This window comes from Ruegeria intermedia, assembly GCF_900129345.1.
GTDB classification, from domain to species: Bacteria; Pseudomonadota; Alphaproteobacteria; order Rhodobacterales; family Rhodobacteraceae; genus Ruegeria; species Ruegeria intermedia.
This window is the reverse complement of record NZ_FQVK01000008.1, coordinates 95,872-108,011: the sequence shown is the minus strand read 5'-3', so window position 1 is coordinate 108,011 and position 12,140 is coordinate 95,872. Positions and strand designations below refer to the sequence as shown.

At 64.8% G+C, this 12,140-nt stretch carries 10 protein-coding genes and 1 pseudogene; 7 read left to right on the top strand and 4 right to left on the bottom strand.

The features are described 5' to 3' along the window. Position 1 precedes the first annotated feature (1 nt). The gene (locus tag F3H26_RS07925) at positions 2-601 is read left to right on the top strand and encodes a GntR family transcriptional regulator (protein ID WP_149775517.1); all 600 of its coding nucleotides are present in this window, start codon (positions 2-4) and stop codon (positions 599-601) included. Between the two features lie 119 nt (positions 602-720). Beyond that, on the top strand, positions 721-1,548 hold the full coding sequence (gene dapD, locus F3H26_RS07920; RefSeq protein WP_149775516.1) for a 2,3,4,5-tetrahydropyridine-2,6-dicarboxylate N-succinyltransferase: 828 nt from the start codon (positions 721-723) through the stop codon (positions 1,546-1,548). Between the two features lie 69 nt (positions 1,549-1,617). Here the strand turns inward: dapD and F3H26_RS07915 are convergent, their stop codons facing one another. Next, positions 1,618-2,049, bottom strand: coding sequence for a GFA family protein (locus F3H26_RS07915; RefSeq protein ID WP_149775515.1), 432 nt, complete (start codon positions 2,047-2,049; stop codon positions 1,618-1,620). A 137-nt stretch (positions 2,050-2,186) separates the two neighbouring features. Here F3H26_RS07915 and F3H26_RS07910 point away from each other — a divergent pair, with 137 nt between their 5' ends. Beyond that, positions 2,187-2,534 (top strand): hypothetical protein, encoded by a 348-nt coding sequence (locus F3H26_RS07910; protein WP_149775514.1) that lies wholly within the window; start codon positions 2,187-2,189, stop codon positions 2,532-2,534. Here F3H26_RS07910 and F3H26_RS07905 read toward each other — a convergent pair. After that, a complete protein-coding gene (locus F3H26_RS07905; RefSeq protein ID WP_149775513.1) occupies positions 2,531-3,589 on the bottom strand; it encodes a transporter substrate-binding domain-containing protein in 1,059 nt (352 codons plus the stop codon). The genes F3H26_RS07910 and F3H26_RS07905 overlap by 4 nt on opposite strands. 199 nt (positions 3,590-3,788) lie before the next feature. On the opposite strand from F3H26_RS07905, the gene dapE reads away from it, so the two are divergent. The 3 genes and pseudogenes from dapE to F3H26_RS07890 all read left to right on the top strand — a co-directional run bounded on the left by dapE (position 3,789) and on the right by F3H26_RS07890 (position 8,645). Next, positions 3,789-4,928: a succinyl-diaminopimelate desuccinylase gene (gene dapE / locus F3H26_RS07900; protein ID WP_149775512.1), complete on the top strand. Its 1,140-nt coding sequence runs from the start codon at positions 3,789-3,791 to the stop codon at positions 4,926-4,928. A 65-nt stretch (positions 4,929-4,993) separates the two neighbouring features. Then, positions 4,994-7,258: a ribonuclease R gene (gene rnr, locus F3H26_RS07895; RefSeq protein WP_149775511.1), complete on the top strand. Its 2,265-nt coding sequence runs from the start codon at positions 4,994-4,996 to the stop codon at positions 7,256-7,258. An 89-nt stretch (positions 7,259-7,347) separates the two neighbouring features. Beyond that, positions 7,348-8,645, top strand: a pseudogene (locus F3H26_RS07890) (lytic murein transglycosylase). 51 nt (positions 8,646-8,696) lie between these two features. On the opposite strand, the gene F3H26_RS07885 reads toward F3H26_RS07890, so the two are convergent. Both F3H26_RS07885 and F3H26_RS07880 read right to left on the bottom strand, forming a co-directional pair. Next, positions 8,697-10,094, bottom strand: a complete 1,398-nt coding sequence (locus F3H26_RS07885) for an aspartate aminotransferase family protein (protein WP_149775510.1) — start codon at positions 10,092-10,094, stop codon at positions 8,697-8,699. A 76-nt stretch (positions 10,095-10,170) separates the two neighbouring features. Next, positions 10,171-10,854, bottom strand: a complete 684-nt coding sequence (locus F3H26_RS07880) for a GntR family transcriptional regulator (RefSeq protein WP_149775509.1) — start codon at positions 10,852-10,854, stop codon at positions 10,171-10,173. A gap of 140 nt (positions 10,855-10,994) precedes the next feature. Here F3H26_RS07880 and F3H26_RS07875 point away from each other — a divergent pair, with 140 nt between their 5' ends. Continuing rightward, positions 10,995-12,080 carry a polyamine ABC transporter substrate-binding protein gene (locus F3H26_RS07875; protein WP_149775508.1) on the top strand — a complete coding sequence of 362 codons (1,086 nt, stop codon included), beginning with the start codon at positions 10,995-10,997 and terminating at the stop codon, positions 12,078-12,080. Positions 12,081-12,140: the final 60 nt, after the last annotated feature.

Genomic DNA, 12,140 nt, shown 5'->3' with positions numbered 1-12,140 from the left:
CATGACCGCCACGATCGCAGATTCCATCTATGACCGGCTCAGCCAGCGCATCATCACGGGCGAGCTGCCCGCGGGTGAGAAACTGCGGCAGGACCACATCGCGCGGGCCTTCGACACCAGCCATGTCCCGGTGCGCGAGGCACTGTTGCGGCTTCAGGCGCATGGTCTGGCCCACAGCGAACCACGGCGCGGCATGCGCGTCACCGCGCTCGACCCGGCCGAGGTGCGCGAGGTGATCGAAATGCGCGTGGCCTTGGAGTCCCTCGCTCTGCAACACGCGATCCAGAACCTGACCTCGGCCGACCTGAGGGCGGCCGACAAGGCCCGCATCGCCTGCGACGAGGCGCAGGACATGCCCGAATGGGAAACCCGGAACCGCGCCTTCCACCGGGCGATTCTGACACCCTGCGCGCGGCCGCGCCTGCTGCATACGATCGACGATCTGCACATCGCCAGCGCCCGCCATCTGTTCGCCCATTGGCGTCACCGCTGGGTCCAGCGAAAAGACACAGACCACGCCGCCATCGTGCAGGCGATGAAGCGCCGCGATACCGCCACCGCCACCGCAATCCTGACCCGCCATATCCGCCGCGCCAGCTGAGACCGACGGGTTTTGGCACCGGGTGGCCGCAAATGGCCCCGCCAACGTCGCATTGCGCATTGGCCCCGGCTTTCATATAGGCAACACCAATCAAACGAGAGTCAGCACGGAGTAGCCCCATGTCCAACGCCCAACTGGAAACCGCCATCGAGGCCGCATGGGAGGCCCGCGACACGATCACGCCCGCCACCACCGGTGAACAGCGCGAAGCGATCGAGGACACGCTGAACGCGCTGGACAGCGGCACGCTGCGGGTCGCCGAGAAGCAGGCCGATGGCAGCTGGCATGTGAACCAGTGGGCCAAGAAGGCGGTCCTGCTGGGCTTTCGCATCAAGGACATGGAAATCCAGTCCGGCGGCCCGCAGGGCGGCGGCTGGTGGGACAAGGTCGACAGCAAGTTCGCCGGCTGGGGGGAAAACCAGTGGCGCGCGGCCGGTTTCCGCGCGGTGCCCAACTGCGTGGTGCGCAAGTCGGCCTATATCGCGCCGGGCGTTGTGCTGATGCCGTCTTTCGTGAACCTCGGCGCTTATGTGGACGAAGGCACGATGGTCGATACCTGGGCCACGGTCGGGTCCTGCGCGCAGATCGGCAAGAACGTGCACCTGTCGGGCGGCGTCGGCATCGGCGGCGTGCTGGAACCCATGCAGGCCGGTCCGACCATCATCGAGGACAACTGCTTTATCGGGGCGCGGTCCGAGGTGGTCGAAGGCTGCATCATCCGCGAGGGCTCGGTTCTGGGCATGGGCGTCTATATCGGCCAGTCCACCAAGATCGTCGACCGCGAGTCGGGCGAGGTGTTCTATGGCGAGGTGCCGCCCTATTCGGTGGTGGTGTCCGGTTCGATGCCGTCGAAGAACGGGATCAACCTGTACTGCGCGGTGATCGTGAAGCGGGTCGATGAAAAGACCCGCTCGAAAACCGGGATCAACGAGCTGCTGCGCGATTGATCGCAATCGCGTTGCAACGTCCCAAAGGTCGCGGCTCTGATACGCGGCCTTTTCTTTGGCAGGGTCGACCTATCCTGCCTCGTAGTCGGCGAGATCCTCGGGCGCGTGCAGCAGGGTGCCGTCGTATTTCGGCAAGTCATCGCGCAGATCCAGCCAGGGCAGCTTGCCTTGATAGTTGACGTGAAAGGTCGGCGCAAAGTCTGACGGGTCTTCCAGCGAGGCCGCGTACAGATGCATCCCGCCCTCATAGTGGTCAGCCTCGAACCCCATCGGAGAGCCACAGGTTGCGCAGAAATGACGCCGGACGCCTTTCGAACTGGCGAAACTACGCGGTGTTGCGGCGGTCCAACGGAAATTGCGCAAGGGTACGCCCATCCACGCGACCACGGGCGCGGCGCAGTTGCGGCGGCAATCGTCACAATGGCAATAGCAGCCCCAGCTCTCGGCGCCCTCAAACTCCCAGCGGGTTTCACCGCACAGGCAGCGGCCGCGTTTGGTCATGATGTCCTCCGTCGTTTTTTCGGGACCAGTCTGACCGGACGGTGGGCCTGAGCGCGTCAAAAAACGACACGGCATCCGGGAACCGCGTCCAGCTGCCATGCTTGACCATCGACCGGCCCCCGGCTAAGGCCCACGGCATGGAAAAGCAAAAGAAACCCTCGCGCCAGCAGGTCTATACTCTGTTGGTCCAGATTGGCCGCAAGGATGGCGACGGCCTGCCCGACGGCGCCACCGGCGCGGCGCTGATGTGCTATGCCAGCGGCGTGGACGAGGCCGAGGCCGTGCGCGAAACCGTGGCCATTCTCAAGCAGGCCGATACGGCCCCGCTGGACGTGACCGGCTATGGCACCCTGGAAGAACGCGAGGCGCAGGGACACGAGATCGACCCGGACGAACGCGCGCTGATGCAAAGGGCGCTGGATGAAAACGCGGTGATCGTGGCGCAGATGACACCGTTTTTCGGAGACAAGCCCGAAGGCAGCTAGTGGCGCGTGCCGAACCACTTGCGATAGATCTGGTCATAGGTGCCGTTCTCGCGCAACCTCAGCAGCACCCGGTTGACGTCTTCGTCCAGGGGTGACCCGGTCGGGAACAGGATGCCGTAGTTCTCGCGCAGGAAGACGCCGCCGGTCATGGTTGCGATCTTGCGCCCCTCGTGGGCTGCGAAATAGGACAGGATCGGCGCGTCGAACACGACGGCGTCCAGTCCCTCGTCCTTGAAGGCGGCCAACATGCCGTCGAGGTCCTCATAGCCGACGAATTCGATCTCGCGCCGGTTCAGGAAACTGGCGGCGGTCGACCCCGAGATCGTCCCGACCTTTTTGCCGTACAGGTCGTTGACCGAGTTGATGTTGCTGGTGATAGCGTCCACCGTCATCACCGAGGTGATCCGCGCGGTGAACACCGACACGATGAACAGCGAGGATACGACCAGCACCACCCCCAGAATGCGTCCGAACGGGGTGCGGGGCATCCGCTCTTCGAACCCGCCATTGACCACCAGGTTCAGTGCCCACCAGAAGGACGGGAACCAGGCCTCGTTCAGGTTGCGGTCGAAATAGGGTTGGGATCGGCGTTCGAATCCCCACATCAGCATGCCGCCACCCAGCAGGATGGCAAAGGCCAGCCCGATGGCGATGAACAGTTCGCGCGACAGCAGCGCCTGAAACAGCGACGGGCTGCGCGTCGCATCCGAGGGCACCATGATCTGCAGGCCGGCCTCGAAGATCGGCTGACTGAAATCCATCCGGGCTTCGCGGTCGGCGGTGATCGAGATGTTGGCGATGGCCATGTCCGCCTCGCGGTTTTCCACCGCCGACAGCATGTCGCCGAACGTGTCCATGCGGACGACCGAGTAGTCCCAGCCTAGTTCCTCGGCCAGCGCGGCCAGCAGATCCATGGAAAACCCGGTATCCTCGCCCTCGGCTTCATACGAGAACGGGGGGCGGTCCACCGTCGCGACGGTCAGCGTTTCGGCCTGGCTGTTTCGTGCAATGACCGCGAAGGTCAGGCAGATTAATGCGAAAAGAGCGCGCGTCATGGGTGGTTCACCTGTTTCGCGGCCCTCTAGCGCAATTTGCCCTGTTGCGGCAAGGCCGTCGCAGGGTCATCGGCCGGGAATTCCTGTTGCCGTTTCTCGGGGGGAGCGCCCCGAATATCGCTGATTGGGGTTGGCTTCGCTGCCAATTCGTTGAATCTGTGCGGGAACCCGTCCCATGCCGAAACCGCGAGGCCCCCGAATGACCGACCCTGTCCAGTTGACCGCAGACCTGATCCGTTGCCCTTCGGTCACACCCGAGGAAGGCGGGGCGCTGGTTCTGCTGGAAGATATCCTGTCGCGGGCCGGTTTCACCTGCACGCGGGTCGATCGCGGCGGCGTCTGCAACCTGTTCGCCCGGTGGGGCGACAAGGGGCATGCGCGCAGTTTTGGGTTCAACGGGCATACCGACGTGGTGCCGGTGGGCGACGAGGCCGCATGGACCCGCCCGCCGTTCGGCGCGGAAATCCATGATGGCATTCTGTACGGCAGGGGCGCCACCGACATGAAATCGGGGGTGGCGGCCTTTGTCGCGGCCGCGGTGGATTTCGTGCGCGACACCCCGCCCGACGGGGCGATCGTCCTGACCATCACGGGGGACGAGGAGGGCGACGCGGTGGACGGCACCACCGCGCTGCTGGACTACATGCAGGCACAGGACGAGCGGATGTCGGTCTGTCTGGTGGGCGAGCCGACCTGCCCCAACGAGATGGGCGAGATGATGAAGATCGGCCGCCGCGGGTCGATGACCGCGTGGTTCGAGGTGACGGGCGTGCAGGGCCATTCGGCCTATCCGCATCGCGCCAGAAACCCGCTGCCCGCGCTGGCGCGGCTGATGGATCGGCTGGCCAGTCACGAGCTGGATCGGGGGACGGACCATTTCGACGCCTCGACCTTGGCCGTGGTCACGATGGACACCGGCAACGCGGCCACCAACGTCATTCCCGCCCAGTGCCGTGGGGCGGTGAACATCCGGTTCAACGAACTGCATACCGGCGCCAGCCTCAGCGACTGGTTGAGGGCGCAGGCAGCTGACGTGACGGCCGAGTTCGGCGTGCAGATCGACACGCGGATCAAGGTCTCGGGCGAAAGCTTTCTGACCCCGCCGGGGCCGCTGTCGGATCTGGTGGCCCGGGCCGTCGAGGCCGAGACCGGCCGTCGGCCCGAGCTGTCGACCACCGGGGGCACTTCGGACGCGCGGTTCATCAAGGACCACTGCCCGGTGGTCGAGTTCGGCCTGGTCGGGCGCACCATGCATCAGGTGGACGAATCCGCCCCGGTCGAGCAGATCCGCCAGCTCAAGGCGATCTATGCCCGGATCCTGGCCGATTATTTCGCCTGAGCGATTGATGCGCCCGGCCGCTTTTTGGTCATGACGCGGTCGTATCGGCGTGCTAGGCGGAAAACATGAAACGCATACCGACCAAGCAGGAGATCCTCGACTGGATCTCGGCGAACCCCACGCTCACCTCGAAACGCGACATTGCCAAGGCCTTTGGCATCAAGGGCGCGGACCGGATCGACCTGAAACGGATCCTCAAAGAGCTTGAGGCCGAGGGCCATCTGGAAAAGCGCAAGCGCAGCTATCGCGACCCGGACCGCCTGCCGCCGGTCAGCGTGCTGCAGGTCAAGGCGCCGAACGCCGATGGCGACCTGTTCGCACGGCCGCTGGAATGGCATGGCGAAGGGATCGAGCCGATCGTGCTGATCATTCCGCGCGCCAGCGATCCGGCGCTGGGCGAGGGTGACCGCATCCTGGCCCGGCTGACCCAGGTGCATGAAGAAGACCACAATTACGAGGCCCGCCTGATCCGCCGCATCGGCGCCAATCCGCGCCGGGTCGTGGGGATTTTCCGCAAGGGCGCCGAGGGCGGGCGCATCGTGCCCATCGACAAGGCCGGATCGACCGAATGGCTGGTGGCCGAAGGCGCGGCGCTGGGCGCCAAGGATGGCGAACTGGTCGAGGCCGAGCAGGCGGGGCCGAAAAATCGTATGGGGCTGCCGCGTGCGCGCATCGTGGAACGGCTGGGCGATCCGTCCGCGCCCAAGGCGGTGTCGCTGATCGCGATCCACCAGCACGGCATCCCGGACGATTTTCCCGATGACGTGATCGCCGAGGCCGACCGGGCCAAGCCCGTCGGGCTGAAAGGGCGCGAGGATCTGCGGGACATCCCTCTGCTGACAATCGACCCATCAGACGCGCGCGACCATGACGACGCCTGTTATGCCCATGCCGATGATGATCCGAAAAACCCGGGCGGTCACGTAATCTGGGTCGCCATTGCCGATGTGGCCGCCTATGTGCGCCCCGGCAGTGCGCTGGACCGCGAGGCGCGCAAGCGAGGCAACTCGACCTATTTCCCCGACCGCGTCGTGCCGATGCTGCCTGACCGCCTGTCGGGCGATCTGTGTTCGCTGCACGAAGGCGTGCCGCGCGCCTGTATCGCGGTGCGGATGCGGATCGATGCAAACGGCAACAAGATCGACCACCGCTTTGTGCGGGGGCTGATGCGCTCGGCCGCGTCTCTGCATTATGCCGAGGTGCAGGCGGCCATCGACGGCACCCCCAATGACCGAACCGGGCCGCTGCTGGAGAGCGTCCTGAAACCGCTCTATGCCGCCTATAGCGCGCTGAAGACGGCCCGCAACGAACGCCAGCCGCTGGATCTGGACCTGCCGGAACGCAAGATCGTGCTGAACGACAAGGGCGAGGTCGAAAGCGTGGCCTTCCGCGAGCGGCTGGATGCGCACCGGCTGATCGAGGAGTTCATGATCCTGGCCAACGTGGCCGCCGCCGAGACGCTGATCGCCAAGCGCAGCCCGCTTCTGTTCCGGGTGCACGAGGAACCCGCTCCCGAAAAGCTGGAAAGCCTGCGCGAGACGGCGCAGGCCGCCGGGCTGAACCTGGCCAAGGGGCAGGTGCTGCAGACCCGTCACCTGAACGCGCTGCTGAATGCCGCCGCCGGCACCGAAGATGCCGAGCTGATCAATCTCAGCACCTTGCGGTCGATGGCGCAGGCTTATTACAGCCCTGAAAACTTTGGCCATTTCGGGCTGGCGCTGCGCAACTACGCGCATTTCACCTCGCCCATCCGCCGCTATGCCGACCTGATCGTGCACCGGGCGCTGATCTCGGCCCACGGCTGGGGCAAGGACGGTCTGACCGCCGACGAGATCGAGCGGCTGGAGGAGATTGCCACCCACATCTCGGACACCGAGCGCCGCTCGATGATGGCCGAGCGCGACACGACCGACCGCTATCTGGCGGCCTATCTGAGCGAGCGCGTTGGCAACGAGTTCACCGGCCGCATCAGCGGCATCGCCCGGTTCGGAGCCTTCGTCAAACTGGACGAAACCGGGGCCGACGGGCTGGTGCCGGTGCGGTCGCTGGGGCGCGAGTTCTTCCATTTCGACGCCGAGGCCGGCACCCTGATGGGGGCCGATACCGGCCTGACCATCGCCATCGGCCAGCGTGTGACCGTGCGCCTGACCGAGGCCACGCCGGTAACCGGCGGGCTGGAGCTGGAACTGCTGTCCATCGACGATCAGCCAATGCCGCGCGGGGGCGGCCGTGGAAAGCCGGGCCGTCCCTCGCGGCGCAAGGCGGTCAGCACCAAGCGCAATAAGGACAAGATCAAGCGCAAGGTCGAGCGCAAGCGCCGTCAGCGGTGACGGTGCGCGGGGCCTTGCAACGGAACGCTTTGTGAAATTCCGGTTTCGGGTTACCCTGAGCGCGAGCAGTCATCAGGAAAACCTGAATCATGAAATATGTGTGTGGCTTTTTGGCCGCCGCAGTTTGGGCATCCAGCTTGCAGGCGGAGACGGCCAACCCTTCCCTTCGGCCAGCAGACGCCGGGGTTCAACTGGCCTCGGCCGATCTGACCGCGTCGCTCAGGCCGGTGCCGAGGCCGGCGCACGGCGCGCATCGCGTGGCGGCGGTAAATCCCCGGTTCGAGGTCTGGCTTGGCGCGTTCCAACGCCGGGCCTTGGCGCAGGGGATCAGCCAGGCCACGCTGAGCCGCGCCCTGAACGGCGTGTCGCAGGACCCCGACATCATCAGACGTGACCGCAACCAGGCCGAATTTTCCAAGCCGATCTGGGAGTATCTGGACACGGCCGTCTCGGACCAGCGCATCGCCAACGGGCGCAAGGCGCTGGAACGGCATCGCCGGGTTCTCGACCGGATCGAGGCGCGATACGGGGTCGAGAAAGAGGTCGTCGTGGCGGTCTGGGGGCTTGAGACGTCCTTCGGCAGCTTTCGGGGCGTTCGCCCACGATCCGGTCTCTGGCGACCTTGGCTTTTGACGGGCGGCGGGCGGAGTTCTTTGAAACCCAGCTGCTGGCCGCGCTGCGAATCCTGCAGGCGGGCGACGTGGCCCCCGAGGCAATGACCGGCAGTTGGGCCGGGGCCATGGGGCACACGCAGTTCATGCCGACATCGTATCTGGAGCATGCGGTGGATTTCGACGGTGACGGCCGGCGCGACATCTGGTCGGACGATCCCACCGATGCGCTGGCCTCGACCGCGGCCTATCTTGCGCGCTTCGGCTGGACCAAAGGCCAGCCCTGGGGTGTCGAGGTACGCCTGCCGGCGGGGTTCGACTATGCCCAGGCCAGCCGCGACATCACCCGGTTGCCCTCGGGCTGGGCGGCGCTGGGGGTTCGGGCGGCGGATGGGCGGGCGGTTGCCGATCACGGACCCGCCTCGATCCTGCTGCCGGCGGGCAGCGGTGGCGTGGCCCTGATGATCTTTGACAATTTCAGCGTGATCGAGCGGTACAACGGTGCCGATGCCTATGTCATCGGCATCGGCCACCTGTCGGATCGGCTGGCCGGGCACGGCCCGTTCCGCGCCAACTGGCCGCGCGGCGACCGGGTGCTGAGCTTTGCCGAACGCAAGGAACTGCAACTGCGCCTGACCCTGGCCGGGTTCGACACGCAGGCCATCGACGGGCGGATCGGTCCGAACACCATCAACGCGCTGCGGGCCTATCAGATGGCGCGCGGCCTGGTGCCCGATGGCTATGCCACCGTGCACTTGCTGGAACGGATGCGCTGAACGAAAAAGGGCGGCCCTGCCGGACCGCCCCTTTGCGATGGTTCCCTGAAATCAGGAGGCCGCTTTCATCAGGCCCTGGGCGATGATCTCGGCCTGCGCCTCGTCCAGCGACTTGTAGATACGCACGAACATCTCGTCGATATCGGCCGGGGTCAGGATCAGCGGCGGCGAGATGATCATCCGGTCGCCCACATGGCGCATGATCAGGTTGTTGGCAAAGCAGCGATCGCGGCAGATGTACCCGACCGTACCCGGATCGGAGGCGAACTTGGCCCGGCTGGCCTTGTCCGGCGTCAGCGCGATCGAGGCCATCATGCCCACGATCTTGGCTTCGCCGACCAGCGGGTGCTCGACCAGCGCCTCCCATTTCTGTTTCAGATAGGGGGCCGCGACATCGCGCACATGCTCGACGATCTTCTCTTCTTCCATGATGCGCAGGTTTTCCAGCGCAACGGCCGCCGCGACGGGGTGGCCCGAATAGGTATAGCCGTGGTTGAACTCGGTCCCGCCGATCACCTCGGCGATCTCGTCATTGACGATCGAGCCACCGATGGGCGCATAGCCCGAGCTGAGCCCCTTGGCGATGGTCATGATGTGCGGTCGGATGTTCATGGTCTGCGAGCCGAACCAGTTGCCGGTGCGGCCGAACCCGCAGATCACCTCGTCGGCGATCAGCAGGATGTCGTACTTGTCGCAGATGCGCTGGATTTCCGGCCAGTAGATGTCGGGCGCGACGATCACGCCGCCCGCGCCCTGGACCGGCTCGGCGATGAAGGCGGCGACGCGGTCTTCGCCCAGTTCCAGGATCGCCTCTTCCAGCTCGCGCGCGCGGGCCAGGCCGAACTCTTCGGGCGTCATGTCGCCGCCCTCGGCCCACCAGTTGGGCTGGTTGATGTGGTGGATGTTCGGGATCGGGATGCCACCCTGCGCGTGCATGCCGGCCATGCCGCCCAGCGAGGCCGACCCGACGGTCGACCCGTGATAGGCGTTGTGTCGGCTGATGATGATGTTCTTGTTCGGATGGCCCTTTTCCGCCCAGTAGGTGCGGACCAGACGGATGTTGGTGTCATTGGCCTCGGACCCGCCGGCGGCGAAGAAGACATGGTTCAGGTCACCCGGCGCCAGCTCGGCCAGCTTGGCCGCCAGCGCGATGGCCGGGACATGGGTCGTTTTAAAGAAGGTGTTGTAGTAGGGCAGTTCGCGCATCTGGCGCGCCGCCACTTCGGCCAGTTCGTCGCGGCCATAGCCGATGTTCACGCACCACAGACCGGCCATGGCGTCCAGGATCTCTTCGCCCTCGCTGTCGGTCAGATAGACGCCCTTGGCCCGCGTGATGACGCGGGCGCCTTCCTTGCCCAGGGCAGTGTTGGCCGAAAACGGATGAAGGTGATGCGCCGCATCCAGCGCCTGCAATTCGGCGGTCGGCATGTGGTTGGTGATGGTCGGCATCGGGGGATTCTCCTGCAACAGCGGTTGGCGGCCAGAATATGATCAAATTTTTTTCTGTCAATCGAGTCGGCGGCGTTCAGTTTTCGGTCAACGCTTCGGCCATAAGCTCCATGCCTTGTTCGATGTCTTGCGTCGTTGCTTTTGCGACCTTTTCCGCGTCACCCGCCCGCAGGGCGTCGATGATGTCCTTGTGCCGGTCCGGCAGGCTCTGGGTGCCGAACCGCCCGCAGACGACGCGCAGCGAAGGACCGAATCGCAGCCACAGACGCTCGGCCAGATCCTTGAGGATCGGGGCGTTCGCGTGGTCATACAGTTTTTCGTGGAAGGCATGGTTCAGCCGCAGATAGCCGCTGACATCGCCATCCGCGATCATCCGGTCCAGACGTTGGTCGATCTGTTCCAACTGGCCGATGTCCGCCGCGGTCATCTTGCCGGCCGCGCGGCGGGAAAGTTCTGATTCCACGGCGTTTCTGGCGAAAATCATCTGTTCGACATCCGCCGCCGTCAGCAGCGGTACGCTGACCCGGCGGTTGCCTTGAAAGATCAGCGCGCCATCCGAGATCAGGCGGCGGATCGCCTCGCGCACCGGCGTCATGCCGACCCCCAGTGATTCGGTCAGACCCTGGATCGTGACCGGCTGGCCGGGAACCAGTTCGCCGAACAGGATCTGTGACCGCAACGTTCGATACACCTGTTCATGCGCCGGCGCCTTCTGTGTGCCGATATCGGCCCTGGATGCCTTATTTTTGATCAAATCCAAGTGGTTCACCTCGATCCCGATGGTCCTGACTTGTCAGGTTTGCAGTCGCGTGAAACCATACGACGGATCGACGGAAAACGCAAAACTTGATCAAATCCAAAAAAACGGGAAAATGCCCGTACACTTGCAGGGAGAAGAACATGAAAATCAGAACGCTGACGATGACGGCGATCGCCGCCTTGGGGACGTCGGCCGCATTCGCGGAAGAGGTGCGCGTCTACAACTGGTCGGACTATATCGACGAGGAGCTGCTGACCAAGTTCGAGGAAGAAACGGGCCTGACCCTGATCTATGACGTGTTCGACAGCAACGAGGTTCTGGAAACCAAGATGCTGGCCGGTGGGTCGGGATATGACGTGGTTGTGCCCTCGGGCACGTTCCTGCAACGGCAGATCCAGGCCGGGGCGTTCCAGAAGCTGGACAAATCCAAGCTGCCGAACCTGGCCAACATGTGGGACGTGATCGAGGAGCGCACGGCGCAGTACGACCCGGGCAACGAGTATTCGATCAACTACATGTGGGGCACCACCGGGATCGGGGTGAACGTGGGCAAGGTTCAGGAAGCCCTGGGCGAGGACGCCCCCATCGACAGCTGGGATCTGGTGTTCAACCCGGAAAACATGGAAAAGCTGGCCGGCTGCGGCGTGCATTTCCTGGATGCCCCGGCCGAGATGATCCCGGCCGCGCTGAAATATATCGGTGAAGACCCCGACAGCCACGATCCGGACGTGATCGCCAAGGCCGAGGGCGTGTTCATGGCGGTACGCCCCTACATCCAGAAGTTCCACAGCAGCGAATACATCAACGCGCTGGCCAATGGCGACATCTGCGTGGCCGTGGGCTGGTCGGGCGACGTTCTGCAGGCCCGCGACCGGGCGGACGAGGCCGACAACGGCGTGACCATCGCCTATCACGCGCCCAAGGAAGGCGCGCAGATGTGGTTCGACCAGATGGCGATTCCTGTGGATGCGCCCAATCCGGACGGCGCGCACAAGTTCCTGAACTTCATCATGGACGCGCAGAACATGGCGGCGGCCACGAACTATGTCTACTACGCCAACGGCAACAAGGCCTCGCAGGAATTCATCCTGCCCGAGATCCTGGAAGATCCGGCGATCTATCCGCCCGCCGACGCGTTGGAGAACCTGTTCACCACCCGGCCCTATCCGGCCAAGGTGCAGCGGGTCGTGACCCGTCTGTGGACCAAGATCAAATCCGGCACCTGATCAGGTGCTTGGGCGCAAGGCGGCGACCGCCCGCCTTGCGCATTCCCAGTTCCGGCTGAC